The 24,981-nt window shown below is 64.9% G+C and carries 29 protein-coding genes and 1 tRNA gene; 21 read left to right on the top strand and 9 right to left on the bottom strand.

The window, feature by feature from the left end; genetic code table 11:
• Window positions 1–371 precede the first annotated feature (371 nt).
• From AQZ50_RS21200 to AQZ50_RS15195, 6 genes are all read left to right on the top strand, one after another.
• Window positions 372–1,157, top strand: coding sequence for a cold-shock protein (locus AQZ50_RS21200; protein WP_067747464.1), 786 nt, complete (start codon window positions 372–374; stop codon window positions 1,155–1,157).
• A 200-nt stretch (window positions 1,158–1,357) separates the two neighbouring features.
• Window positions 1,358–2,545, top strand: a complete 1,188-nt coding sequence (locus tag AQZ50_RS15215) for an aspartate aminotransferase family protein (protein ID WP_067747462.1) — start codon at window positions 1,358–1,360, stop codon at window positions 2,543–2,545.
• Window positions 2,542–3,468 (top strand): ornithine carbamoyltransferase, encoded by a 927-nt coding sequence (argF, locus tag AQZ50_RS15210; protein ID WP_067747460.1) that lies wholly within the window; start codon window positions 2,542–2,544, stop codon window positions 3,466–3,468. Before AQZ50_RS15215 ends, argF begins: the two co-directional genes overlap by 4 nt.
• Before the next feature lie 4 nt (window positions 3,469–3,472).
• Entirely contained in the window at window positions 3,473–4,399 is a 927-nt protein-coding gene (locus AQZ50_RS15205; protein ID WP_067747458.1) for an Hsp33 family molecular chaperone HslO, read from the top strand.
• 35 nt (window positions 4,400–4,434) lie between these two features.
• A complete protein-coding gene (gene queC / locus AQZ50_RS15200) occupies window positions 4,435–5,151 on the top strand; it encodes a 7-cyano-7-deazaguanine synthase QueC (RefSeq protein ID WP_067747457.1) in 717 nt (238 codons plus the stop codon).
• Between the two features lie 10 nt (window positions 5,152–5,161).
• Complete coding sequence (locus tag AQZ50_RS15195) at window positions 5,162–6,679, top strand: MFS transporter (RefSeq protein ID WP_067747455.1); 1,518 nt, start codon at window positions 5,162–5,164, stop codon at window positions 6,677–6,679.
• Between the two features lie 45 nt (window positions 6,680–6,724).
• On the opposite strand, the gene AQZ50_RS15190 is transcribed toward AQZ50_RS15195, so the two are convergent.
• Both AQZ50_RS15190 and AQZ50_RS15185 read right to left on the bottom strand, forming a co-directional pair.
• Window positions 6,725–7,879 carry a hypothetical protein gene (locus AQZ50_RS15190; RefSeq protein WP_067747453.1) on the bottom strand — a complete coding sequence of 385 codons (1,155 nt, stop codon included), beginning with the start codon at window positions 7,877–7,879 and terminating at the stop codon, window positions 6,725–6,727.
• A 217-nt stretch (window positions 7,880–8,096) separates the two neighbouring features.
• Complete coding sequence (locus tag AQZ50_RS15185; RefSeq protein WP_067747451.1) at window positions 8,097–9,164, bottom strand: OmpA family protein; 1,068 nt, start codon at window positions 9,162–9,164, stop codon at window positions 8,097–8,099.
• 351 nt (window positions 9,165–9,515) lie between these two features.
• On the opposite strand from AQZ50_RS15185, the gene AQZ50_RS15180 reads away from it, so the two are divergent.
• Window positions 9,516–10,157, top strand: a complete 642-nt coding sequence (locus tag AQZ50_RS15180) for a YqaA family protein (RefSeq protein ID WP_067747449.1) — start codon at window positions 9,516–9,518, stop codon at window positions 10,155–10,157.
• A 10-nt stretch (window positions 10,158–10,167) separates the two neighbouring features.
• On the opposite strand, the gene AQZ50_RS15175 is transcribed toward AQZ50_RS15180, so the two are convergent.
• Genes AQZ50_RS15175 through AQZ50_RS15165 form a run of 3 tightly spaced genes read right to left on the bottom strand, consistent with a single transcriptional unit; the run spans window position 10,168 to window position 12,408 of the window.
• A complete protein-coding gene (locus AQZ50_RS15175) occupies window positions 10,168–10,941 on the bottom strand; it encodes a GDSL-type esterase/lipase family protein (RefSeq protein WP_067747447.1) in 774 nt (257 codons plus the stop codon).
• Window positions 10,941–12,158, bottom strand: a complete 1,218-nt coding sequence (locus tag AQZ50_RS15170; protein WP_067747446.1) for a serine palmitoyltransferase — start codon at window positions 12,156–12,158, stop codon at window positions 10,941–10,943. Before AQZ50_RS15170 ends, AQZ50_RS15175 begins: the two co-directional genes overlap by 1 nt.
• A gap of 10 nt (window positions 12,159–12,168) precedes the next feature.
• On the bottom strand, window positions 12,169–12,408 hold the full coding sequence (locus AQZ50_RS15165) for an acyl carrier protein (protein ID WP_067747444.1): 240 nt from the start codon (window positions 12,406–12,408) through the stop codon (window positions 12,169–12,171).
• A gap of 109 nt (window positions 12,409–12,517) precedes the next feature.
• Here AQZ50_RS15165 and AQZ50_RS15160 point away from each other — a divergent pair, with 109 nt between their 5' ends.
• Together AQZ50_RS15160 and AQZ50_RS15155 are read left to right on the top strand one after the other, a co-directional pair.
• Window positions 12,518–13,624 (top strand): serine hydrolase domain-containing protein, encoded by a 1,107-nt coding sequence (locus tag AQZ50_RS15160; RefSeq protein WP_231730326.1) that lies wholly within the window; start codon window positions 12,518–12,520, stop codon window positions 13,622–13,624.
• Between the two features lie 127 nt (window positions 13,625–13,751).
• Complete coding sequence (locus AQZ50_RS15155; protein WP_197412512.1) at window positions 13,752–14,090, top strand: Rid family hydrolase; 339 nt, start codon at window positions 13,752–13,754, stop codon at window positions 14,088–14,090.
• A gap of 28 nt (window positions 14,091–14,118) precedes the next feature.
• On the opposite strand, the gene AQZ50_RS15150 is transcribed toward AQZ50_RS15155, so the two are convergent.
• A complete protein-coding gene (locus tag AQZ50_RS15150; RefSeq protein WP_067747438.1) occupies window positions 14,119–14,481 on the bottom strand; it encodes a response regulator in 363 nt (120 codons plus the stop codon).
• A gap of 128 nt (window positions 14,482–14,609) precedes the next feature.
• Between AQZ50_RS15150 and AQZ50_RS15145 the strand changes: the two genes are divergently transcribed.
• Genes AQZ50_RS15145 through AQZ50_RS15125 form a run of 5 tightly spaced genes read left to right on the top strand, consistent with a single transcriptional unit; the run spans window position 14,610 to window position 17,885 of the window.
• On the top strand, window positions 14,610–14,846 hold the full coding sequence (locus tag AQZ50_RS15145; protein ID WP_067747562.1) for a DUF3572 family protein: 237 nt from the start codon (window positions 14,610–14,612) through the stop codon (window positions 14,844–14,846).
• Window positions 14,843–15,475, top strand: a complete 633-nt coding sequence (locus AQZ50_RS15140) for an HAD family hydrolase (protein WP_067747436.1) — start codon at window positions 14,843–14,845, stop codon at window positions 15,473–15,475. The genes AQZ50_RS15145 and AQZ50_RS15140 overlap by 4 nt, the downstream gene beginning before the upstream one ends.
• Window positions 15,468–15,935: a RidA family protein gene (locus AQZ50_RS15135; protein WP_067747434.1), complete on the top strand. Its 468-nt coding sequence runs from the start codon at window positions 15,468–15,470 to the stop codon at window positions 15,933–15,935. Before AQZ50_RS15140 ends, AQZ50_RS15135 begins: the two co-directional genes overlap by 8 nt.
• Window positions 15,907–16,728, top strand: coding sequence for a glycerophosphodiester phosphodiesterase family protein (locus AQZ50_RS15130; protein ID WP_067747432.1), 822 nt, complete (start codon window positions 15,907–15,909; stop codon window positions 16,726–16,728). Before AQZ50_RS15135 ends, AQZ50_RS15130 begins: the two co-directional genes overlap by 29 nt.
• Entirely contained in the window at window positions 16,725–17,885 is a 1,161-nt protein-coding gene (locus AQZ50_RS15125) for a GNAT family N-acetyltransferase (RefSeq protein WP_067747430.1), read from the top strand. The genes AQZ50_RS15130 and AQZ50_RS15125 overlap by 4 nt, the downstream gene beginning before the upstream one ends.
• A 3-nt stretch (window positions 17,886–17,888) precedes the next feature.
• Here AQZ50_RS15125 and AQZ50_RS15120 read toward each other — a convergent pair whose 3' ends face one another.
• Window positions 17,889–18,233, bottom strand: coding sequence for an SEL1-like repeat protein (locus tag AQZ50_RS15120; RefSeq protein WP_067747428.1), 345 nt, complete (start codon window positions 18,231–18,233; stop codon window positions 17,889–17,891).
• 320 nt (window positions 18,234–18,553) lie between these two features.
• Here AQZ50_RS15120 and dksA point away from each other — a divergent pair, with 320 nt between their 5' ends.
• The 3 genes from dksA to AQZ50_RS15105 all read left to right on the top strand — a co-directional run bounded on the left by dksA (window position 18,554) and on the right by AQZ50_RS15105 (window position 21,164).
• Window positions 18,554–19,012 carry an RNA polymerase-binding protein DksA gene (gene dksA, locus AQZ50_RS15115; RefSeq protein ID WP_067747426.1) on the top strand — a complete coding sequence of 153 codons (459 nt, stop codon included), beginning with the start codon at window positions 18,554–18,556 and terminating at the stop codon, window positions 19,010–19,012.
• A gap of 261 nt (window positions 19,013–19,273) precedes the next feature.
• Window positions 19,274–19,654: a PilZ domain-containing protein gene (locus AQZ50_RS15110; protein WP_067747424.1), complete on the top strand. Its 381-nt coding sequence runs from the start codon at window positions 19,274–19,276 to the stop codon at window positions 19,652–19,654.
• Between the two features lie 64 nt (window positions 19,655–19,718).
• Window positions 19,719–21,164 carry an ABC transporter substrate-binding protein gene (locus AQZ50_RS15105; protein ID WP_067747422.1) on the top strand — a complete coding sequence of 482 codons (1,446 nt, stop codon included), beginning with the start codon at window positions 19,719–19,721 and terminating at the stop codon, window positions 21,162–21,164.
• 57 nt (window positions 21,165–21,221) lie between these two features.
• Here the strand turns inward: AQZ50_RS15105 and AQZ50_RS20145 are convergent, their stop codons facing one another.
• Complete coding sequence (locus AQZ50_RS20145) at window positions 21,222–21,398, bottom strand: DUF1674 domain-containing protein (protein ID WP_082703690.1); 177 nt, start codon at window positions 21,396–21,398, stop codon at window positions 21,222–21,224.
• An 87-nt stretch (window positions 21,399–21,485) separates the two neighbouring features.
• Between AQZ50_RS20145 and AQZ50_RS15100 the strand changes: the two genes are divergently transcribed.
• The gene (locus AQZ50_RS15100; RefSeq protein WP_067747421.1) at window positions 21,486–22,787 is read left to right on the top strand and encodes an RsmB/NOP family class I SAM-dependent RNA methyltransferase; all 1,302 of its coding nucleotides are present in this window, start codon (window positions 21,486–21,488) and stop codon (window positions 22,785–22,787) included.
• Here the strand turns inward: AQZ50_RS15100 and msrA are convergent, their stop codons facing one another.
• Window positions 22,788–23,315: a peptide-methionine (S)-S-oxide reductase MsrA gene (msrA, locus tag AQZ50_RS15095; RefSeq protein ID WP_067747419.1), complete on the bottom strand. Its 528-nt coding sequence runs from the start codon at window positions 23,313–23,315 to the stop codon at window positions 22,788–22,790.
• A gap of 109 nt (window positions 23,316–23,424) precedes the next feature.
• Between msrA and aguB the strand changes: the two genes are divergently transcribed.
• The 3 genes from aguB (at window position 23,425) to AQZ50_RS15080 (ending at window position 24,893) form a co-directional block, all read left to right on the top strand.
• Window positions 23,425–24,279 carry an N-carbamoylputrescine amidase gene (gene aguB / locus AQZ50_RS15090; protein WP_067747418.1) on the top strand — a complete coding sequence of 285 codons (855 nt, stop codon included), beginning with the start codon at window positions 23,425–23,427 and terminating at the stop codon, window positions 24,277–24,279.
• Entirely contained in the window at window positions 24,276–24,812 is a 537-nt protein-coding gene (gene folK / locus AQZ50_RS15085) for a 2-amino-4-hydroxy-6-hydroxymethyldihydropteridine diphosphokinase (protein ID WP_231730324.1), read from the top strand. Before aguB ends, folK begins: the two co-directional genes overlap by 4 nt.
• Window positions 24,813–24,817: 5 nt before the next feature.
• A tRNA-Lys gene (locus AQZ50_RS15080) sits at window positions 24,818–24,893 on the top strand.
• The last annotated feature ends 88 nt before the right edge of the window (window positions 24,894–24,981 follow it).

Genomic DNA, 24,981 nt, shown 5'->3' with positions numbered 1-24,981 from the left:
AAAAACGAAAAATCCACTAGAATCAAAAGTTTCTAGTGGTCCGAAAAGATTCTGACATTTGCACACTACCTAGCCGAGAGCGGTAGCAAATGTCAGAATCGGACCACTAGCGGTTTCGGCGCGCGAAGGGAACAGTCGAGCGCGGCGCCCGTTGCAGGGCGGCTCTGGTATTCATGCCACACTGGTTGAGCCAAAAAGCCGGATTGACGTCGATTCTGTTCGCGCTTCAGGATTTTGTGGGTTATAGTCGATCTGCAATGGACTAAACCGGCTCTTTTGGCCGGCGTGGTTCCCCTGTTGTGCCGCCGGCTCCCGCGTCCGGCTTGCGGCACCGAGGAAAGCTGGAGCGGAAACAAGGTTTATTGATTTCTATGGGTTTTGACAGAGGGCGGCGTCGCGGACGCGACAAGCGCGACGGTTTTGGCGAAGACAATTTCGACCCGTACGGTGGTTTCGGCGGCGGCGGCGGTGGCGGCTATGATCGTGGCGGCTTCGGCGGCGGCGGTCGTGGCGGCTTCGGCGGCGGTGATCGTGGCGGCTTCGGCGGTGGCGATCGCGGCGGCTTCGGCGGCGGTGATCGTGGCGGCTTCAGCGGCGGTCCGCGCAGCGGCGGCGGTGGCGGCTTCGGCGGCCCGCGTGGCGGCGGCGGCGGTGGCGGCGGTTTGCCCGCTCAGGTCGTCGGCACTGGCAAGGGCGTCGTGAAGTTCTTCAACACCCAGAAGGGCTTTGGCTTCATCCAGCGTGAAGACGGCGGCGAAGATGTGTTCGTTCACATCAGCGCGGTCGAACGCGCGGGTCTTGAAGGTCTGGCCGAAGGTCAGCAGCTGCAGTTCAACCTGGTTGATCGCGGCGGCAAGATCTCCGCAGCCGATCTTCAGGTCGTCGGCGACGTGATCGCGGTTGCCGCCAAGGCGGCCACGCCGCAGCGTCAGCTGACCGGCGAAAAGGCCACCGGCACGGTGAAGTTCTTCAACGCGATGAAAGGCTTCGGCTTCATCACGCGTGATGACGGACAGCCCGACGCATTCGTTCACATCAGCGCAGTCGAACGCTCCGGCATGCGTGAACTGAACGAAGGCGACAAGCTTGAATTCGACCTCGAAGTCGATCGACGAGGCAAGCACTCGGCGGTCAACCTGGTGCCGCGCCAGGATTGATCAAGCCGACGAGCTTGCCCTTCCGGTCGAATTGACCGGGCGTCAGCAAGACTGTAAATGCGCGCAGATGGCGGCCCCTTTCAGGGCCGCCATTTGTCGTTTGCGATTCCTGCTTTTCAAAATTCGCCCAATTCCAAATTCGGGCAGCCCCAAATTCTCTCAACCCTTGAGCCGATTCGTTTCGTGAACAGGAGCATGCCATGACGATCACCCCGCTGATGCCCGTCTATCCCCGGTGCGGCGTGCGTCCGGTGCGAGGCGAGCATTGCCACCTGATTTCCGAAGACGGTACGCGCTATCTCGACTTTGCCAGCGGGATCGCGGTCAACCTGCTCGGCCATTCGAACGCGCATCTGATCGGCACGATCCAGCGTCAGGCGGCAACGCTGATGCATGTGTCGAATCTCTATGGCAGCCCGCAGGGCGAGGCGATTGCGCAGAGACTGGTCGACCTGACCTTTGCCGATACCGTCTTCTTTACCAATTCGGGCGCCGAAGCGGTGGAATGCGCGATCAAGACGGCGCGCGCCTATCACCAGTCTGCCGGTAACACCGACCGCTACGAACTGATCACGTTCAACAATGCCTTTCACGGGCGGACGATGGCCACGATCAGCGCGTCGGATCAGGAAAAGATGCACAAGGGCTTTCTGCCGCTGCTGCCCGGGTTCAAATATGCGCCGTTTGACGATCTCGCTGCGGCCGAATCGCTGATCGGGCCGCATACCGCCGGTTTCCTGGTCGAGCCGATCCAGGGCGAGGGCGGTATTCGCGACGGGTCGGAGGAGTTCATCACCGGTCTGCGCGCGCTTGCTGACAAGCACGATCTCATGCTCATCTTCGACGAAGTGCAGTGCGGCGTTGCGCGCACCGGCACGTTCTATGCCTATGAGCAATACGGTATCGCGCCCGACATTCTGGCGACAGCCAAAGGGCTGGGCGGCGGCTTTCCGCTTGGCGCTTGCCTTGCAACCGAAAAGGCGGCGCGCGGCATGGTGATCGGTACGCATGGCAGCACGTATGGCGGCAATCCGTTGGCCATGGCAGCAGCGGAGGCGGTGCTTGATGTCGTCGCCAACGATGCATTTCTTGCCAATGTGCGCGCTACCGGCGCGCGGCTTCGCGCGCGGCTCGAACAGTTCATCGGCAATTACCCTGATTTGTTTGAACTGGTGCGCGGCAAAGGCCTGATGCTCGGCATCAAGCTCAAGATCGAGCCGCGGCCCTTCGTGGTGCATTTGCGCGACAACCATCAGCTGTTGACTGTGGCGGCCGGTGACAAGACCATGCGCATCCTGCCGCCGCTGGTGATCGACGACACGCATATCGATGAATTCATGGACAGGCTTTCGGCCGGTGCCGCCAGCTTTGTGGAATCGGCAGCATGACCCGGCACTTTCTCAATCTTGCCGATGCGGGCGCCGAGGCGCTCAAGGCGATTCTCGACGATGCGATCGCGCGCAAGGCGGTACGCAAGGGACTGCCCAAGGGGCAGGCCGATGCCGATGCGCCGCTGGCCGGTCGCGTGCTGGCGATGGTGTTCGAAAAGAATTCGACGCGCACGCGCGTTTCGTTCGACATCGCCATGCGCCAGTTGGGCGGCAGTGCGGTCATTCTCGAGGCCGGAACGACTCAACTCGGGCGCGGGGAGACGATTGCCGACACCGCGCGCGTGCTCAGCCGGATGGCCGATGCGATCATGCTGCGCACCGATGATCATGCCAAAGTCGAGGAACTGGCGCGCCATGCCACTGTCCCGGTGATCAACGGGCTGACCGACCTGTCGCACCCGTGTCAGATCGTCGCCGATCTGGAAACCGTGATCGAGCACGGCAAGCCGCTTGCCGGGCTGGAATGGGCCTGGCTGGGCGATGGCAACAACGTGCTCAATTCGATCGTCGAAGCGGCGGGTCTGTGCCGGTTCAACGTGCGCATCGGCGTGCCCGAAGGGTATGACAGCGATCCCGGCTTCATTGCGCGCGCGCGTGCCGCCGGCGCAAATGTGACCGTTGTCCGCGATCCCGTGGCGGCCGTGGCCGGCGCCGATGTCGTGGTGACCGATACCTGGGTCTCGATGGGTCAGGCCCATGCCGAGGAAAAGCTGGCGGCGATGGCGCCCTATCAGGTCAATCCGGCGCTGATGGCCAAGGCGAGGGCCGATGCGCTGTTCCTCCATTGCCTGCCTGCGCATCGCGGCGAGGAAGTGACCGATGCCGTGATCGATGGCCCTGCCTCGGTGGTGTGGGACGAAGCGGAAAACCGCATCCATGCGCAAAAGGCAATTCTGCGCTGGGCGTTCGGACAGGTCTGATCGGATGCACACGCTCGACCAGTCGGAGGAAACCGGATTCGATCGCACCTTGCTGTTCACCGTGCCCGACCGCGACGCGCGCGGGCGGGTGGTGCGGCTGGGGCCGGTGCTCGACACCATATTGGCGGCGCATGCCTATCCGACGCCGATCCGCAATCTGCTGGCCGAGGCGCTGGTGCTTACCGCGATTCTCGGCTCTTTGCTCAAGGATGACACCGGGCAGCTGACGCTCCAGGCGCAGACCAACGACGGGGTGATCGACCTGCTCGTGTGCGACTATCGGGGCGGGGAATTGCGCGGCTATGTCCGTCACGATCGCGCGCGGCTCGATGAATTGGGCCCCAATCCGACGCTCCACGCGCTGTTTGGCGATGGCTATCTGGCAGTAACCTTCGATCTTGCCGCGACCGATCAGCGCTATCAGGGGGTTGTTCCGCTTGATGGCGACACGCTGGCGGCGGCGGTGGAAAGCTATTTCCTTCAGTCGGAACAGATCCCGACGCTGATTCGCGTGGCCGTTGATTGCAGCGGGGGCGTCGATAGCAGCGGGAGCAGGGCGATTGCCGGCGGCCTGATGCTGCAACACCTGCCCGAAGGCGAAGAAGGGCGCGAACGGCTGCATGCCCAGTTCGACCATCCCGAATGGGAGCATCTGGCGATCATGGGCGGCTCGATCCGCCGCGACGAGCTGCTCGATCCGGCGCTGTCGATGGAAGCGCTGGTCTGGCGCCTGTTTCATGAAGAGCGCGAAGTGCGCGTCGATGTCGGGCCGCAGTTGACGCGCGGGTGCCGCTGTACCGCCGAATATTACCGCGAAGTGTTGTCCCGCTTTGGCCCGGAAGAACGTCGCGGCATGGCCAATGACGCAGGCGCGATCGTCGTCGATTGCGCGTTCTGTTCACGCAGTTTCGACATCGTGCTCGACGCGTGATTGCCAAAGGGCGTCGGCACGGCTAGCCCACGGTCATGACAGCAGGCGATACGACCGGTGCGGAACGACGCGCCGTGGTGCTTCTTTCCGGCGGCCTCGATTCGATGGTCTGTGCCGCATTGGCGCGCGAACAGGGCTTTCGCGTCCTGGCGCTGACTTTCGATTACAACCAGCGCCACCGCGTCGAGCTCGATGCCGCGCGGCGCGTGGCGGCGCGGGTCGGGGTGGAGCGCCATGTCGTCTTGCCGCTTGATCTGCGCCAGTTTGGCGGATCGGCGCTGACCGATGACATCGCGGTGCCCAAGGACGGGGTCGGGCCGGACATTCCGGTGACGTATGTCCCGGCGCGCAATCTCGTGTTCCTTTCGCTGGCGCTGGCCTGGGCCGAAGCGGCCGGGTCCGGCGACATCTTCATCGGGGTCAATGCGCTCGATTATTCGGGCTATCCCGACTGCCGCCCGGAATTCATCAGCGGTTTTGAATCGCTGGCCCGGGTGGCGACCACGTTCGGCGACAAGGGGGGCAAGGTCACCATCCATGCCCCGCTGCAATATCTGAAAAAGGCCGACATTGCCCGCGAAGCCGTCCGGCTTGGTCTGGACGTCGGGGAGAGCTGGTCCTGCTACGATCCCTTGCCCGATGGTCGGGCCTGCGGTTTGTGCGACAGCTGCCGGTTGCGCCGCGCGGGCTTTGCAGAAGCGGGAATAGAGGATGGAACACGCTATGCAGCGGGAGACGCCGAAGCGACCTGAAACGCCGGAGATGGATGCATCATCCCCGGGGGCGGCCTATGGCTGGTATGCCCTTGGGGTGCTGATGCTGGTCTATGCGCTCAATTTCATCGATCGCCAGATGCTCACCATCCTGGCGGCCGACATCAAGCGCGACCTGCATATTACCGACGCGCAGTTCGGGTTTCTTTACGGCACCGCGTTTGGTGTATTCTATGCCGTGTTCGGCATTCCGCTGGGCAAGCTGGCCGATCGCTGGCCGCGCACGCGCCTTTTGGCGGTGGGGCTGGCGACATGGTCGACGATGACGGCCGCCTCCGGGCTTGCGGGCAATTTTACCCAGATCGGGCTGGCGCGGATCGGCGTCGGCGTCGGCGAGGCGACCGCCGGACCTTGCGGCTATTCGCTGTTGTCCGACTATTTTCCGGCACGACGGCGCGCGACGGCGATCGCGATCTTTTCGGCGGGCATCTATCTCGGCGGTGGGGTCGCGCTGTCGATCGGTACGGGCCTCGCGCAGGCATGGGACCATGCCTTTGTGGCCGGCACGCGCCCGCTCGGCCTTGCCGGGTGGCAGGCCGCGTTCCTTGGTCTCGGGCTGCCGGGGCTGGTCATGGCGATGTGGGTGCGCACGTTGCGTGAACCGGCGCGCGGACGATTCGAGGGGGCGCCGATCGTGACGGGGATGTCGACGCGCGAGGCCTGGGGCGCGTTTGTGCGCGACATCGGCGCGATTGCCCCGCCGTTCACGGTGATCGCCGCGGCCCGGCGCGGGTGGGGGGCGCTGCGGACCAATCTGCTGTTTCTTGCGCTGGCGATGCTGGCTGCGACGGGAATGACCGCGCTGGTGTCCGATCCGGCGCAATGGTTTGTGCTGGGGACCGGATTCTATGCGGTGGCTTCGTGGTCGCAAAGCCTGCGTCATGACGATCCCGATGCTTACGAGCGGATCTGGCGCAATCCGGCGCTGGTCCTGCTTATCGTCGGTTACGGCCTGACGTGCGCGGTGGCTTATGCGGCGTCGGCGTTCGGGCCGCTCTATGCGATGGAAACCTTTCACGCTCCGGCGGCGCAAGTCGCGCTGATTGTCGGCGGCGGCGGGGCGGCGGGCGGTGCGCTCGGCGTGGTCGCGGGGGGCTGGCTGGGCGACTGGCTGTCGCGCGGGCTCTATCATTCGCGGCGTGTGGCGGTGGTCATTGGCGCGTTGGTTCTGGCGATGGTGCCCAATGCGGTGTTGATGGGCACGCATTCGCTGACCGTGTTCTACGCTGCGGTGTTTCCGCTGTGGTTCCTGCTCAGTGCTGCCCTGGGCAGTTCGGCAGGCACGGTGGTCAATATCGTTCCGCCGCGCCTGCGCGGAACGGCGACCGCTTCCTTTTTCCTGGGCGCGACGATGCTGGGGCTTTCGCTTGGGCCTTATGCCGCCGGGCGCATATCGCAGGCAACGCACTCGTTGTGGACCGGGCTGGTCGCGATATTGGTCGCGGTGCCGTTCGCGCTGATCGCTCTGGCGCTGGCCTGGCGGCATCTGGCACGTAACGAGCGGTAGCCGGGAAGATAACCGGCCCGGTTTGAAACCGGGCCGGAAATGGCGTCAGAGCGCCTTTTCGTAAATCGTGTATTCCTTGTTGACGTGGCTGTCGATCGCGTCGGCGATCGCCACCATCCCCTGGTTGTCTTCAAGGATCCAGCCGATTTCGCCTCGGCTGGCGCCATAACGGCTGACCGAATTGCGGCGGATATATTCGATCATCATGAAGGCGAGCTGGCTGGCAAGGCGCGAGGACTGCAGCTTCTTGCGCACGCCCATCAGCGGCACGCGCATCGTGCGCACGCGCGGTTTGCGCAGCCACAGCAAGAGCTTGATGAAATTGAACGGAAACAGCTTGCCGCCCATCGGCTTGATGGCTTCGTTGAGGTCGGGCAGCGTCATCATGAACGCGACCGGTTCGCCATCGTATTCGGCAACCATGATCAGATCGTTGTGCACGATCGGTTTGAATTTCTTGCCCGCGTAGGCGATTTCGGTGTCGGTGAACGGGACGAAGCCCCAGTTGTCCGACCAGGCATCGTTGAGAATGTCGAGGATCAGCGCCGCTTCGCTGTCGAACTTTGACTTGTCGACGTCGCGGATGCGGATCCGGGGGTTCTTTTCGCCCGACTGGATGATCCGCTGGATCAGCGGGGGGAACTCCTTGGTGATGTCGAGTTCGTAGGTCTTGAGCAGCTTGGCCGGAACATAATCGCCCAGCGCCTTGATGTAATCGGCATAGCGCTCGCTCTGGTGGCCCATCATCACCGTCGGCGGATGGTCAAAACCGCGCGTCAACTGGCCCGGCTCTTCCCACACCGACATCGACATCGGCGCGAGCACGCGGGTCATACCCTTTGCGCGCAGCCATTCTTCGGCCCGCGCGATCAGCGCATGGGCGGTCGCCTGATCTTCGGCTTCGAGCAGGCCCCAGTTACCGGTGCCGGGGCCCATTCCCTGGACCGGGTCCATGGCGATGGCAAGATGGTCGATATGCGCGGAAATCCGCCCGACCGCGCGACCATCCTTGCGCGCAAGGAACAGTTGCACATCGGCATGTTCGAAGAACGGGTTTTTGCCCGGGGTCATCAATTCGACCGCTTCCATGTGCAGCGGCGGCACCCAGTTGGGGTCGGCGGCATTGATGCGGTAGGCGAGGTCGACAAATTCCCTGCGTTCACGCGGCGTACTGATCGGTTCGATCGTCAGATCGCCCATACCCGTTCCTTTCCTTCAGACTCCTGGCCGGCGCTGCGGGCCGGCAGAGACATATCCCCGCAGGGGGCAATGCCCGCGTTTGCCAATTCAGACAAGAGACAGGCGAACGCTTTGCCGGTCGATGCCGAAAGCTCACGAAAAAAGGGCCGGATTGCTCCGGCCCTTTCTTGTCTTGTCCGGGTATCGGGGCGGTCGATGACCACCCCGATAGGCGGGATCAGTTGCCTGCGTTCGGACCGTACGTGATTTCCACGCGACGGTTCTGCAGTTCGCGCACGCCGTCCGCGGTCGGAACGCGCGGGTTGGCCTTGCCCCAAGCCTTGGTGCTGATCGCGGCGGCAGGGATGCCGTGCGCGGTCAGGTAAGCCTGGACCGAGGTGTTGCGGCGAGCCGACAAGCCCAGGTTGTACTTCACCGTGCCCGAAAGGTCGGTGTAGCCGTCGAGCTGGATCGGAACGCTGGCGCAATTGCCATACGCGGTGATCGCGTTGTCGAGGATCGTCGCCGCTTCGGGCGTGATGTCCGACTTGTCCCAATCGAAGAACACGATGTACGGGCCCTTGTTGCACACCGGAGCAGGCGGCGGGGGCGGCGGGGGGGGCGGCGGGGGCGGCGGGGGCGGCGGGGGCGGCGGCGGAGCTGCCGGAGCCGGTGCCGGCTTGCCGCCGAAGTTGTAGGTCAGCGTGCCGAGGAACGAATGCTGGCGGTAATGCGTGTTGACCCCGCCACCGATGTCTTCGGCGCGATTGAACAGGCCGTCCACGTTGAAGTAGCTGTAACGCAGACCAATGTCGAAGTGATCGGTGATCGGCATGCGCACGCCGGCGATCAGCTGCCACGCAAACTTGGTCTGAGCGTCGCTAACGGCATAAACCGGGACGTTCGCAGTAACCCGGGCAACGCCCAGGCCGCCGCCGACAAAGCCCTGCAGGCCGTTGTCGGGACCGAAGTCGACGAGGCCGTTAGCCATAGCGTCCCACGCGTGGGTCGAACCACCCGGATAAGCCGTGGCGCCGTTGATGGTCAGCGCCTTGTTCTTGTTTGTGCGATAGCCGCTTTCCGCTTCCAGACGGAATGCACCGAAATCGTAACCGATTTCACCGTTGAAAGTGCCGCCGGTCCGGTGAGTCAGCGAACCGCTGTCACCGACCGAATCGCTGCCATCCATGTGTTCAAGGATGGAAGGGCCGGCTTCGCCTTCGACGTACCACTGACCACTGCGCGCAAAGGCGGGAGTAGCCATGGCGGTTGTTGCCAGGGCAAGGCCCAGGACCAATTTCCGCATTATCGTTTCCCCTTTATGTAGGTAATTTCGCTACGTCGTGAATGGCGTTTATCGTTTTCAGGCAATTTCCGCAAGCGGGAGGAACACAATTGTGTTGCATTTCCGCCACTACGGCGATGCATGTGAAGATTGTTTCCTGCTTGATCGCGACTGTCCAACACGATTTGGCCGGTCTTTGCCGCAAACTTTGCCAAGCGCGCGGCATCTCTCTTCGCACCGAGTCGCACAACGTGTAAACCCGGCGCGGTTTGTCTGGCGTTTACCTCTGGTGCTTTAAGACGCGCTCTCGTACTCAGCGGGGCCTTGGGCCGGTCAGCTCGGCCCGAGATCTTGCTTTCGACGGGATATGCCATGCTTCGCCGCTTGTATGACTGGACTATGGCCAAGGCCGCGCATCGCCACGCTGCCGCCTGGCTGGCGCTGTTTGCTTTTGTCGAGGCAAGCTTCTTTCCGATTCCGCCGCATCCGCTGCTGGGATTGATGTGTCTTGCAGAACCGAAAAAGGCCGTGCGCTATGCCGCTGTCGCCACGATCGGTTCGGTCGCCGGCGGTTTTCTGGGCTATGCCATCGGCCATTTCCTGTTTGCCACCGTCGGCGCGCAATTGCTGAGCATTCTGCACCTGTCTCACAGCTTTCCTTATGCCGCGTGCGAACTGCGCGCCAATGCGTTCTATCTGATCGTGGGCAAGGGGGTCACGCCGATCCCCTTCAAGCTGGTGACGATCGCGGCCGGTTTCGTTGCGGTTCCGATGGGGACGTTCGTTGCGGCAAGCCTGATTTCGCGTTCGATCAGCTTCATGATCGTGGGCGTCCTGTTTCGCCTGTTCGGCGCGCCGATCAAGGCCTTCATCGATCGCTATCTCGTGCTCGTCACTTTGGGCTTCGTCGCGCTGGTCATCGGTGGATTTCTGGCGATTTCGGTCCTGACCGGGCATCATGGCGCCAAGGGCGATGCCTGTTCCGCCGCAACGCAGATTGTGCAGCCCGCCTGATTTTTGCGCTTCAGGGCTTGCGCGCGCGGCGTTCCGCTTCGGCCAGCGCGGCGCGCGCGATCGGCTCCATGATGGCATAGCCTGCAGCATTGGGATGGACGCCGTCGTTGGCGAGGCCTGGCTTCATCGCGCCGTCGGGTCCGGCCATGGCTGCGTAGTAGTCGGCAAAGACAAGGCCTCGCTGCTGCGCCAGATCGCGCAGCCAGGCGTTGAGCGCGGCGATTTCGGGCGCCGGGCGATAGCCGACGCGCCAACTGAACGCGCCCGCAGGCAGGATCGAGCCGATCACCACCGCGATGCCGTTGGCGCGCGCCATGTCGACCATCGCCAGCACCGCGTTGGCATAGTCATCCGGACTCGTCGGCCCGGTGTTGCCCGCGACGTCGTTGGTGCCGCACATGATGTGTACCACGCGGGGGCGCAGGCGCACCGCGTCCTGGTAGAACCGCGCCATGATCTGCGGGCAGGTCTGGCCTGAAACGCCGCGATCGACGACGCCTGCGGCAAACAGGCCCGGCGCGGTGCGCAGCCAGAATTCCGTGATCGAATCGCCGATGAACACCGCGCGCGATGCTTTGTCGACGGCGCGATTGGCCTCGCGATAGCGGCATTGCGATGGCCAGTCGGTCAGCGGATCGCGGTCGGGCGGGCAGGGCTGGGCGGTCATCGCGCTGACGGCACCCGGCGCCGGTGGGGGTACCGGGGGCGGCTGTTGCGGCACTTGGGCAAGCGCCGGTCCAGCCGCCAGAGCCAGGCTCAGCGGCAATACCGCCCTGCGCGCCATCAGATGATCCCGACGGTCTTTCCGGCGCGTTCGAACATGCCCAGGATCGTCTGAACCTGTTCGGCGGTGTGTTCTGCGCAAAGCGAACAACGCAGCAGCGTCATGCCCGCAGGCGTTGCCGGCGGGCGCGCCAGATTGACGTAGAGCCCTTCGTGCAACAGCGCTTCCCACATCGCGGCGCCGCGTTCGAGATCGGGCATGATCACCGCAATGATCGCGCTCTGCGGCGTTTGCGTGCCGAGCGTGAAGCCGCGCGCGATCAATCCGGCGTGCAGCGTGCGCGAATTTTCCCAAAGGTGCGCGCGCTTGTCACCGGCATGCATCAGCTTGCGGATCGAGGTCGCGGCGGTATGCACCACGCTCGGCGGCAGGCTGGCGGTAAACACATAAGGGCGGCACACGAGGCGCAGGATTTCGAACTTCGGATGGTTCGACACGCAGAAACCGCCGACCGTGCCGACCGATTTCGAAAACGTGCCGATGACGAAATCGACCTGATCGAGCACGCCCTGGTCTTCGGCCACGCCGCGCCCGTTCGGCCCGATAAAGCCCATCGAATGCGCTTCGTCGACCAGCACCATCGCGCCATGCGCCTTGGCCACGGCGATCATTTCCTTGAGCGGGGCGATGTCGCCCAGCATCGAATAGACGCCTTCGAGCACGACCAGCTTGCCCGCGCCTTCGGGAATCCGGCGCAGGCGCTTTTCCATCGCTTCGATGTCATTGTGTTTGAACGGGACGACTTCGGCGTCGCCCATCTTGCAGCCATCCCAGATCGAGGCATGGCTGTCGATGTCGAGCACGATATAGTCGCCCTTGCCCGCGATCGTGCTGATAATGCCGAGATTGGCCTGATACCCGGTCGAAAAGACCATGGCGTGATCCATGCCGTAGAAATCGCACAAGGCCTGTTCGACCGCGCGGTGTCCGGCATACGTCCCGTTGAGCACGCGGCTGCCGGTCGTGCCCGCGCCGAATTCGTCGAGCGCCTTTTTGCCGGCGGCGATGACATCGGGATCGAACGTCATGCCCATGTAGTTGTACGTGCCGAGCAGGATCGTTTCGCGCCCGTTGCACACCGCCACGGTCGGCGACAGCACCTTTTCCATGACGAGGTTGAACGGATCCTCGATGCCGTTGGCGAGCAGCGCGCGGCGCTGTTCGATCAGGCCGTCGAACTTCGAAAACAGGTCGGGTGTGGTGGCGGCGTCGGTCATCGCTGGTCTGTTAGCCCCTGATCTTGGTCACGGCGTCGATCAGCTGGCCATAAGTTTCGATTTCGGCCTGCTGGTTCATGCTGATGATGATGTCGAATTCGTCTTCGATGGCGGCGACGAAGTCCATCACCGTCAGGCTGTCCCATTCGAGATCCCCGGCAAAAGTGCTGTCGTCGGTCAGCGCCACGGCCTTCTTGTTGAAGGGTTCGATGACGGCGGCAATCCGTGCGCTGGTGTCGGCGCGGTCCATGAGAGGTTCTCCAATTGGGCAGGTCAGCCCCTGCCAGACGAATGAGGCGGAAAAGCGGCTGATCGTGCCGCTTGTCAAGCGCAAGTGGGCAAGGCATCGCATGCAGGCCATGAAATTGCCCTTCGCAACCCGCTGTCTGACCGTGATCGCCGGCATGGTTGCGCTTGTCGCCGGGGCGGCGCGCGCGGCCGATGCGGGGGCGGCGCTCTCGGCGGCGATGGCGGGGACGCGTGTTCCGGCGATGGGCATGGCGATCCTGCGCGACGGGCATATTGCCGCGCTCGCGGTGCGCGGGGTACGCATGACGGGCGGCAGCGATCCGGTCCTGCCCGACGATCCCTGGCACATCGGTTCGGATGCCAAGGCGATGACGGCGGTGCTGATGGCGCGGCTGGTGGAGCGCGGGGCGCTCGACTGGGGCGATCGTCTGGGGCGCCTGCTGCCCGATGTCGCGATGCAGCCGAGTTATGCCCGCGCCACGCTGGCCGAGCTTTTGTCGCATCGCGCAGCCTTGCCGCACGATCTTGTCGATCCGGCCAGGCGCGCGGCGCTGTTCGGCGATGACAGTGCGGCCAGCCTGTCGGACAAACGGCGGCGCTATATCGCTCTCGCGCTGGCCGATCCGCCGGCACGGCGCGAGGGGGCATTTGGCTATTCCAACACGGGCTATCTGATCGCGGCGGCGATTGCCGAACGCGCGACCGGGGATGATTGGGAACATCTGCTCCGGCGCGAAGTTCTGGCGCCGCTGGAGATGGATCATGCCCGTTATGGCACCACCGGGCCGGGCGAGCCGCAAGGGCATCGCGGCGGCCACGCGACCGGGCCGGGCGAGACCAACCCGCCGTTTTTTGCGCCTGCGGGGGGTTTTGTCCTGCCGCTGGCCGACTGGGCGCAATTCGGCCTCGACCAATTGGCGGGCGCGCGCGGGCAGGGGAAGTTGCTGAGCGCGGCGGGCTATCGGCGGATGCAGAGCGATCTGGGCGGCGGCTATGGCATGGGCTGGGAAGTCGTGCCCCGCTATGCCGGGCGGGCCGGGCCGGTGCTGGTCCATGCCGGGTCCGACACCTGCTGGTATGCGATCATGGTGCTGTTCCCGGCGCGGGGGACCGGGGTCATGGTGGTTGCCAATGCCGGGCCCGACATGGGCGGCGATGCGGCGGCCCGCGCGGCGCTGGCGGCGGTTCTGCCCGATCTCGCCCCTGTTGAGCCTTGATCGGTCGGGCGCTGATCGGGACTACCCAGCGGGGCGTGGAATCGTATAAGCGCGTCCTTTCCTCAGGCTTTGGAGCGATACGATGAGCGTGAAGCGGATTTCAACGGGATCCCCGTGGGAAGCGAAAATGGGCTATTCGCGCGCAGTGATTGCCAATGGCATGGTGTACATTTCGGCGACCGCAGCGACCGATGCCGCCGGCGCGGTGGTGGGCAAGGGCGATTTCGAACGCCAGACCGCCGTGATTCTGGAAAAGCTCGGCGCGGTGCTGGCCGATGCCGGATCGTCGTTTGACCGCGTGGTGCAGTCGCGCGTCTATCTGACCGACATCAGCGCATGGGAAGCGGTTGGCCGCGCCCACGGCGCAGTGTTCGGCGCGCATGGCCCGGCGCTGAGCCTGGTCCACGTCAAGCCGTTCCTCGATCCCGACATGCTGGTCGAAATCGAACTGGTGGCTGTTATCTGATCTTGGCCGCACCTGCCCGGTGCGGCATTCAGATCAACTGCCCGACGGCCTGGAGGAACGGCATGATCGAGACCGGCTTGGCGAGGTATCCCTCGGCGCCGGCCTCGCGAATGCGTTCCTCGTCGCCCTTTCCGGCATAGGCGGTCACCGCCAGCACGGGAATCCGGCTGAGCGTTTCGTCGCGTTTGAGCGCCTCGATCAGCTCAAGGCCCGAAATGCGCGGCAGCTGGATGTCCATGATCACCAGATCGGGGGCAAAGGCGCGGGCGCGCTCGATCACCGCATGCCCGTCGGCCAGGGGTTCGACTTCAAAGCCCTTGGCCTTGAGCAAATCGCTGAACAGCTTGCGGTTGAGGTCGTTGTCCTCGACAACCAGAATTCTTTTTGCCACTTAGCCCTGCTATCCCCGCTGGTAATCGATCGCCTTGCGGGCGATGACAAGCGGTCTATTCCCCGGAAAGGGTGCTGGCAATCATTCGTGAACCCTCTTCGCGTGAACCCGCTTCGAACGCCGATCCCATGGCTTTGGCGCTCGGCGCGCTGGTCTTCGTGCTGGGCGACGAAGGGCGGGCGAGCCGGTTTCTCGCCCTGACCGGGCTTACGCCCGATGCCTTGCGCGCCGGGGTGGGCGATCCGGTCATCATGGGCGCGGTGCTCGAATTTCTCGCCAATCATGAAGCGGACCTTGTCGCGGCGGCTGCGGCGCTCGATATTCTGCCCGAAACGCTTGCCGCCGCCTGGGAGAAATTGCGATGAACCGGCCACTCGTGATCAGCGATTGCGACGAAGTGCTGTTGCACATGGTCGCGCCGTTCAAGGCCTATGTGGCGGAATGCCATGGCATTGATTTCGCCATGAAGGACAACGATTTCGGCAAGGCGATGCGCTATGCCGCCGATGGTCGGCAAGTCGAACCGGCAGAGATCTGGCGCCTGCTGAACCTGTTCTTCGACACCGAGATGTATCGTCAGGTTCCGATCCTGGGCGCGGTCGAAGGGATCAAGGCCCTGTCAGACCATGCCGACGTGGTGATCCTGACCAATCTGGGCGATGCCCGGCGTGAGGCGCGGACGCGGCAATTGGCCGATCATGGCATCAACGCCCGGGTGTTTACCAACGAGGGGCCCAAAGGGCCCGCCTTGCGCGCGATTCTTGATGAATATCGCCCAAGCCGGGCGATTTTTATCGACGACTTGCCGCAACACCACGCCTCGGTCAGCGAAATCGCCCCCGATGTCCGCCGCCTGCACTTGTGCGGCGAACCCTTGCTGGCCCCGCATATTTCCTGCGCCCACGAAGCCGGCCATGCCCATGCCCGTATCGACGCATGGCCGGACGCGCTGCCGTGGATCATGGCGCATGTTCATGGAGACAAGAATGACTGATGCGATTGCCGAAAAGCTTGCCGAAGCCGGCTATGTCCTGCCCAAGGCCGCCGCGCCGGTGGCGGCCTATGTGCCGACCGTGCTGGCGGGCGGGCTGCTCCATGTTTCGGGCCAGTTGCCGTTTGTCGACGGCGCGCTGGTGACGGGGCGCCTGGGCGAAGATGTCAGCCTTGAGGCCGGGCAGGCCGCCGCGCAGGCTTGCGCGCTGATGCTGCTGGCCCAGGTCAAGGCGGCGCTGGGCTCGCTCGACCGGGTCGAACGTGTGGTCAAGCTGGGCGCGTTCATCAATTCGACGGGCAGCTTTACCGATCAGCCCAAAGTCGCCAACGGCGCTTCGGAATTGATGGTTGCCGCCTTTGGCGAGGCCGGGCGCCATGCGCGCAGCGCGGTCGGCGTGCCTGTCCTGCCGCTGGGCGCTGCGGTGGAAGTCGATGCTGTATTTGCTGTTCGCCCTCTTTGATCGCCTGCTTGCACCGGCTCCGCCAGCGGGCCGGTGCGACTGGCTGACTGCGTGGGTCTATGCCCATCGCGGGCTGCATGACGGGCGCGCCCGGCCCGGAGAAAGCGGGCGCGTGGAAAACAGCCCCTCGGCTTTTGCTGCGGCGATCGCTGCGGGGCTTGGCATCGAATGCGATGTGCAGCGCAGCCGCGATGGTCTGGCGGTGGTGTTTCATGACGAAGACCTCGCGCGGCTGACCGGTCGCGAAGGGCGGGTTTGTGATGAAAGCGCGGGCGTGCTGGCGCAGATCCCGCTGACGGGCAGCGGCGACACGATTCCCCTGCTCGGCGCCTTGCTGGCGCAAGTGGCGGGCCGCGTGCCTTTGCTGATCGAGGTGAAGATTGCGCGGGGCAGCCGGGTCACGCCGCTGTGTCTGGCGGTGCATCGTGGGCTGGAAGGCTATGCGGGGCCGGTCGCGGTGATGAGCTTTGACCCGCGCGTTTCCTCGTGGTTTGGTCGCTATTCGCCGCATATCGTGCGCGGACTGGTGATGACCGAGGCGGGCTGGCGCACGCTGGGCGCAAAAGCGCGGCGCCACATTGCGCTGTGGCGCGCGCGGCCCGATTTCCTGGCTTATGACATCGACGACATTGGCGGTTCGTTTGCCAGTGCCCAGCGACGGCGCGGCTTTCCGCTGCTGACCTGGACCGTCGACAACGCGGCGAAAGTCACGCGGGCGAGCGCGCGCGCCGATGCGCCGATTGCCGAAGGCGAAGGGCTCGCGCTGCTGATCGGGCAAGGTGCTGCGGCATGATCTGCACGGCCCGGATCTATCCGGGGGTCAGTTCTATCCCCGCCGCAGACTGGGACCGCATGGCGGGCGATGACAATCCGTTTGTCAGCCACGCGTTCCTTTCGAGCCTTGAAGATTCAGGCAGCGTGGGCGGGCGCAGTGGCTGGAGCCCTTTGCCGATCGTGATCGAGGATGGGGCGGGGCGCCCGGCGGCGGCGCTGCCCGCCTATCTGAAAACGCACAGCCAGGGCGAATACGTCTTTGACCATGCCTGGGCCGATGCCTGGCAACGCGCGGGCGGGGCCTATTATCCCAAGCTGCAGATCAGCGTGCCGTTCACCCCCGCCAATGGCCCGCGCCTGCTCCTTGGGCCGCATCCGGAGCAACACGGCGATCTGGCCCGCGCGCTGCTGGCTGCCGCGCAACAGGTGGCACAGGACAATGGCCTGTCATCGGCCCACGCCACATTCATCGCGCCCGAACAAGTGCCGCTGTTCGAGGCGGCGGGCTGGCTGTTGCGCGCCGACATCCAGTTTCATTGGGAAAACCGGGGCTATCGCGCGTTTGACGATTTTCTGGGCGCGCTGTCTTCGGCGCGGCGCAAAAATCTGCGCAAGGAGCGCGCCGCGGCGCAGGGCGGGGTGACGATCCGCGCCTTGACCGGCGATGCGATCCTGCCCGAACATTGGGATGCGTTCTGGGCATTTTATCAGGATACCGGCGCGCGCAAATGGGGGCAGCCTTATCTGACCCGTGCGGCATTCGATCTGATCGGCGCGCGCATGGCCGACAAAGTGCTGCTGGTCATGGCTTTCGCCGAAGGGCAGGCCGTGGCCGGCGCGCTCAATTTCATTGGCCGCGATACGCTTTATGGCCGCTATTGGGGGGCTATGGTCGACAAGCCCTTTCTGCATTTCGAACTGTGCTATTATCAGGCGATCGATGCCGCGATTGCCATGGGCCTGTCGCGGGTCGAGGCCGGCGCGCAAGGGCAGCACAAGCTGGCGCGCGGCTATGAGCCGGTGCAGACCGTTTCGGCCCATTACATCGTCGATCCGTCATTCCGCCGCGCGGTGGCCGATTTTCTCGTGCGCGAGCGGGCGGGTATTGCCCAGGATCAGCAATGGCTGGGCGAGCATGCCCCGTTTCGCAAAGGCCCGTTGCCGGAAGCCGAGTAATGATCAGGCAACACGGCGGGCCGGAGTAGCGCGCAGCCATTCGCGGGCGCGACGTTGTGCCTCGGCGACTTCGCGCGCGGTCATATCCTCGGCAATGTCGGCGCGGCAGCCTGCGGCGTCTTCATGACCGCCGACTGCGGCAAGGTTGAACCACTTGTGCGCTTCGACCAGATCGACCGCGACACCGTGATCGCCGGTCGAAAAGACCACGCCCAGATCAAAGAGCGCGTCATGGCTGCCATGCTCTGCGGCAGCCAGGCATTGCGCCACGACTGCGTCATATTCGGCCCGTTTTGTCTCTGCCTGCGTGTCGGTCCCGCCGACCAGCTTGATTCTGACCTGATCCATACCCCGTAATCCCCAAAGATCTGCGCCATTGCCCACACACCGGCGCGATAGCGGCAAGGTCGCCGGGTTTGGTCAACATAAGGTTAACGACGGCAGGATTTTGCCGGGTTGGCGGCAAGAATGACAGGGCGGCAAAGGTTTCGCACGGTCGGGCCGTTCCCGCAGGCAAAATCCCGCATCGCGACGGACGCATGAAAAAGAGGGTGGTGTAATAACTTGTGCGCGAGGATCGCCCCGCTTATAGGCCCGGCAAACCAAGAGCCCGCAAGCCATGACGGCAAGCGGGCCAGGGTCGGCAAGGCGCGAATGCGGAGGGCCGGATGGCTGGGGTTCTGAGTGACGAAATCGACGTGTTGGCCAAAGCTCGGCGCTTGGTGCCGGGTGACTACGTTCCCAGTGATGACGAACCCTACATGAACGAGCAGCAGCAGGATTATTTCCGGCGCCTGCTGCTCGAATGGAAGAAATCGATCCTTTCGGCGGCATCGAATACGTTGTCCGCCTTGCAGGAAGGGCCGATTCGCGAACCGGATCTCAACGATCGCGCTTCCAGCGAAACCGACTGGGGCATCGAATTGCGCACCCGCGACCGTCAGCGCAAGCTGATCGCCAAGATCGATTCGGCCATGCGCCGGATCGACGAAGGCGAATACGGGTATTGCGAAGTGACCGGCGAACCGATCGGGCTGGGCCGACTGATCGCGCGCCCGATCGCGACGATGACCGTCGAAGCGCAGCAGGCGCACGAACGCCGCGAAAAGGTCTCTCGCGACAATTGATCGCGAGCGGGCGCGGGTACGATCCGGGGTGGCAAAAGATGCCGGCGGATGGTGTTTGCCGTCGGTGTCCGCCCGTTTGCAGACATGTTTCAAAACGGGACCATGGCGAAGGCGTATGGTTAACGTCGCGCCGGGTTAACGCTTCGTTTGCAGCTCCGGCCGTACCCTCCGGCCTGAGCTTTCCGGCGCTTTTGCCGGATGTGGCGGGTGTGAAAGCGCGGGTTTTCGGGCCAGGATTCCTTGGTGCGGAGACTGACAGACATGAAACGGAACCGGACGGTGACTGACATCGATCATCGGCAAGTCGGACGGGACAGCCTGTTTCTCATGGCTGACGTCAGAATCGAAGGACAGGCGGGCGACCACAGGGTCAAAGTCCGCAACCTTTCTGCGCACGGCATGATGGCCGAATGCACGGTCCGGGTGACATCCGGCGCCGGGGTCGAAGTCAATTTGCGCAATGTCGGCTGGGTGCCTGGCCGGGTCGCATGGATTCAGGACAATCGCTTCGGCATAGCCTTTCTCGAAGAGATCGATCCGCGATTGGTGCGCGCCAGCAATGCGGGGCCGAGCGAGCATACGCCGCGCTATCTCAAATCGCCGATTGTGCCGCCCGATCCGCGCAGCTTGCGCAAACTTTGAGCTTTTCGGCATCGGAACGCTGACCGGCACTGACCGGGGGGCGAAAACCTGCTAACGCTCGGGCGTGGCCCGGTTCCGATCGCTTCTTGCCAGCGCCTTGCTGATTGTGCCCGCAGCGTGCGGCGGCCCCGGCTCGGGGCCGGTCGATATCAGCGTGATCGGCACGGAGCCGGACCTTTCTCCCATCGGCCTGCGCCGTGTGCCTGTTGCCGGCTATGGCGTGATCGCGGCGACACGCGCTGGCCTTGTCGGCTTTGACGCCGAAGGGCGGCTGATCCCGGCGCTGGCCGAACGCTGGGTCGTGACCGACGACGCGCAAGGCTATATTTTTCGTTTGCGCGATGGACAGTGGAGCGACGGCAGCCCGATCGCCGCGCCCGATGTCGCCGCCGCGCTGCGCCGCGCGCTGGCGGCGGCGCGCGGCAACGGCCTCGGGCCCGACCTTGCCGGGATTCGCGATGTGCGGGTCATGGCGCGCCGGGTGATCGAAATCGACCTCGATGCGCCGCAACCCGATCTCCTGTCCCTGCTTGCCCAACCCGAGCTCGCGGTTGCCGTCGGCGCAAGGGCGCAGCATCATGCCGGGCCGATGGAGATCCGGCGCGATCATGATCACTGGTTTGCAACGCTGGTTCCGTCATCCGCGTCGGGCCACGCGCTCGCGTTGCGGTTTCAATCGGCGCAAGATGCGGTGGCGCGCTTTGCGACGGGCAAGGCCGATCTCGTGCTCGGCGGTACGTTCGGCAGCCTGCCGCTGGCGACACGCGTGGCGATGGCGCGCGGCAATTTTCAGTTCGATCCGGTCGCCGGGCTGTTCGGGCTCGACATCGTAGCCGCGCGCGGCTTTCTCGCTGAGCCGGCCAATCGCGAGGCGGTGGCCATGGCGATCGACCGCGATGCGCTGGCCAGTGCATTCGGTGTCGGCGGCTGGTCGGCGACGACGCGGATCATTTCTGCCGGGCTCGATGGCGACAGCGGCGCGGTCGGCGAACGCTGGGCCGATCAGACGCTGGATCAGCGCCGCGCGGTCGCCGCGTCGCGAGTCAAGGCGTGGAAGGGCGCGCCGGTGCTTGTCCTCGCGCTGCCCGACGGGCCGGGGGCGGACATTCTGTTTCAGCGGTTGCGCACCGATCTGGCGGCGATCGGCATCACTTTGACCCGCGCTGCGCCGGATGAGGCGGCGGACCTCGCGCTGATCGACAGCGTGGCGCGCTATCCCCGCGCGCGCTGGTTCCTCGAACGGCTCGGCTGTGCGGCGCATCCGCAAGTCTGCAATGCGGATGGGGATGCCAGTGTGCAGGCCGCGATCCATGCCGGCGATGCCAACGCGGCCGCGCGGCTGTTTGCCCAGGCCGAGGCGCAGATTACCGCCGCCAACGGCTTCATCCCGCTTGCCCGACCGCTGCGCTGGTCGCTGGTGCGCGGCACCGTTTCGGGCTTTTCGCTCAATCCGTGGGGCTGGCACCCTTTGCCGCCGCTGGCCGGTGCCGAGGCGAGCAACCCGAACTGATCGAAAATCGCCGATCTGATCAGAAATTCCCGGCCTGATCAGAAATCCCTGACCTGATCAGAAATCAATCGCGATGCCGTTGCGTTCCCAGTCGCCAAAGCGAGTGGGGTCGAGCCCGTCGGGATCGTCGCCGCGTTCGGCCGCGCGCGGTTCGGGCACGGGCGGGTTGGTCCAGTGTGGCGGCGGAGTGAACGCCGCCGGGCGAGTGGTGGCGCGCTTGGTCGGTTCGGTCATGCCCCGTCAAATGGGCGCGGACGGGCTCCATTGCAATTGCCAAATGCGCGCAATTGCCAAGACGGGCTTATGCGGCGATAGGGGGCCATGGCGCGTCCACCCCAAAATCACCTTTTCACCCCGGAACCAACCGGTCCTGCCGAAATTCCCGGAAGCGCCGCGCGCCTTGCCGCGCTGCGCATGATCGATGCGGTGTTGCGCCGGGGCGATCCGCTCGATCAGGCGGCGCCGCCGCTGTTGCGCCCGGTGCCGCGCGCCGACGATCGCGCGCTGGCCATGGCGATCGCGCAGGAAGCCTTGCGCTGGCTGACCGATCTCGACGCGCTGATCGACAGCGCCACGCGCCAGATCCTGCCCGAAGATGCCAAGGCGCGCAGCGTGCTGCGGCTGATGCTGGTGCAAGTGTTGCGGCTGGGATTGCCGCCGCATGCGGTGATCGCGACCGGGCTGCCTTTGCTGATGGGCGGGCCGCGTCGTCTGGCGCATGGGGTGTTTTCCGCGATTTTGGCGCGCGGCGATGCGGCTGCGCTGCCCGCTGCGCCGAGCCTGCCCGTGCCGGTCGCCGAACGCTGGGGCGCGGCATGGCCCGATCGGCTGGGCGCGATCGCGGCGGGGCTGACCGTGCCGCCGCCGCTCGACCTGACGCTCGCCGACCCGGCTCAGACGGCGCAATGGGCCGAACGGCTCGGCGGGATCAGCCTGATGCCCGGATCTGTCCGTCTGGCGCGCGGGCAAGCGGTCGAAACGCTGGCCGGATTTGGCGAAGGCGCTTGGTGGGTCCAGGATCTTGCCGCCGCGATTCCCGCCCGGCTGCTTGGCAGGGCGCCGCATGAAGGCGCGCGCGCGCTCGATCTGTGCGCCGCGCCGGGGGGCAAGACGATGCAACTGGCCGCTGCCGGTTGGGACGTGACCGCGCTCGACAAATCGGCGCGGCGGCTCGAACGGCTGTCGGACAATCTCGCGCGGACCGGCCTTGCCGCGCATGTGGTCGCCGCCGATGCTCTCGAATGGCAGCCGGAGGGCGGTTATGACGCGATTCTGGTCGATGCGCCGTGCAGCGCGACCGGCACCTGCCGCCGCCATCCCGATGTGCTTCATCGCCGGGCCGCGATCGATGAGCTGACCGCGTTGCAGGCGACCTTGCTGGCGCGCGCGGCCGGCTGGCTCAATCCCGGCGGTACGCTGGTCTATGCGGTCTGCTCGCTCGAACCGGACGAAGGCGAGGCGCAGGCGCGAACCGTTACCGGCCTTGCGCCGCACCCGATCACCGCCCCCGAACTGCCCGAAGGCATTGCGCCGACAGCCGAAGGCTGGCTGCGCAGCGACCCCGGCATGCTTGCCGGGGCGGGCGGGGTCGACGGGTTCTTTGCGGCCCGCTGGAGAGCCTGATCAGGATTTGGCCCGCGCGGCAAAGCTCTTGCGCAGCTTGGCCAGCTTGGGCGGAATGACGGCCAGGCAATAGGGATTGCGCTGCCCTTCGCCGTCCCAATATTCCTGATGATAGTCTTCCGCCGGATACCAGGTCGCCGGTCCCTCGATCGTGGTCACGATCGGCGCGGGCCAATGGGCGGCGGCGCGGGCAATCGCCGCTTCGGCCTCGGCGCGCTGCGTGTCGTCGAGCGGAAACAGCGCCGAGCGATATTGCGTGCCGACGTCATTGCCCTGACGATTGAGCTGGGTCGGGTCGTGAATGGCGAAAAAGATGTCGAGCAGCGTGGCCAGATCGATCGCTGCGGGATCGAATGTCACGCGGATGGCTTCGGCATGGCCGGTGGTGCCCGAACAGACCTGTTTGTACGTCGGGCCCGGCACGCTGCCGCCGATATAGCCGCTTTCGACCGCACTGACTCCGATCACGTCCTGAAACACCGCCTCGGTGCACCAGAAACAGCCGCCGGCAAGGATGGCTTCGGCCATGGGGGATCCTTTCCTGATCGCTCGTAGGCGCGGAAGATAGGGGCGCCGCGTCGCGATGTCATCGTCTGGTCGTTGAATTGCCGGTCACTTGCCCCTAAAACGCGCGGCCATGACCGAAATCACCATCGCCGCGCTGCAGCTTGAACTCAACGCCCCCGATTCCGCCGACAACATCGGCGCGGTGGCCGCTCTCGTCGAACAGGCCGCCGGGCTTGGCGCGCAAGTGATCCTGCCGCCCGAACTGTTTGCAGGCGCCTATTTCTGCCAGCAGGAGGACGAGGCGCGGTTTGCGCTCGCCCATCCGCTCGCTGACGACCCGTCGGTGGCGGCGATGCGGCGGCTGGCAAAAGCCTTGGGCGTGGCCATCCCGACCAGCTTTTTCGAGCGCGAGGGGCCGCATTACTACAACACCCTGGCGATGATCGACGCCGAAGGCGAGATCATGGGGATCTATCGCAAGAGCCACATTCCCGATGGCCCGGGCTACGAGGAAAAGTACTATTTCCGCCCCGGCAATACCGGATTCAAGGTGTGGAACGTGTTTGGCGCAACGATCGGCGTCGGCGTGTGCTGGGATCAGTGGTATCCCGAATGCGCGCGGGCGATGGCGCTGATGGGCGCGGAAATGCTGCTTTATCCCACCGCGATCGGGACCGAGCCGCAAGACCCCGATCTCGATACCAGCCGCGTCTGGCGCCGCGCGATGCAGGGGCACGCCGCGTCAAACTGCATGCCGGTGATCGCCGCCAACCGTATCGGCAGCGAAGAAAACGACCAGACCTTTTACGGCCACAGCTTCATCAGCAACGAATGGGGCGATCTGGTGGTCGAATACGGCGCGCAGGAAACCGGCGTATTGGTCGCCACGCTCGATCTCGCGCTGGCGCGCACGCGCCGCGCCGGCATGGGCTTTTTCCGCGACCGTCGGCCGCAGCTTTATGGCCGGTTGACCGAGGACAAGTGACGCCCCCCACGCGCTATCTGCCCCCCACGCGCTATCTGATCGCGCTGGGCTCCAATGTCGCGCACCCGCGCCACGGCCCCCCGCCGCGCGTCCTGCGCGCCGCGCTGGCCGCGCTCGATGCGGATGGCCTCACGCTGATCGCCGCCGCGCCGATCATCGCCAGCGCCCCGCTCGGCCCTTCGCGCCGCCGTTATGCCAACGGCGCGGCGCTGATCGAGACGGCCCTGGCCCCGCTGGCGCTGCTCGACTGCTTGCAGGCGATCGAAGCCGCATTCGGCCGCACCCGTCGCGGGCAACGCTGGGGCGCCCGCACGCTCGATCTCGACGTGGTGCTGTGGAGCGGCGGCCTGTGGCACGATCCCCGGCTGACCATCCCGCACCCCGAATATCGCCGCCGCCTCTTCGTTCTGGGCCCGGCGTCGCGTATCGCTGCTGATTGGCGCGACCCAAAAACCGGTCTTTGCGTGAAACATGCCCACGCCCGCTTGACCCGCCGCGCACACCTGCCTAAGGCACCGCGACCGCACGTATAAGTGCCGGGCCCATAGCTCAGTCGGTAGAGCAACTGACTTTTAATCAGTAGGTCGCTGGTTCGAATCCAGCTGGGCTCACCATATTTTTCAATAACTTAGATTGGAAATATGGCTCGAATCGGCCGATGTTTGATGCGTGCGGGTACCAGCGGGGCATCAGACCCCAGAA

The organism is Novosphingobium sp. Fuku2-ISO-50 (assembly GCF_001519055.1).
In the GTDB taxonomy this organism is placed as follows: domain Bacteria; phylum Pseudomonadota; class Alphaproteobacteria; order Sphingomonadales; family Sphingomonadaceae; genus Novosphingobium.
The sequence above is the reverse complement of the archived record's forward strand: the minus strand, read 5'-3'. Positions and strand labels throughout refer to the sequence as shown.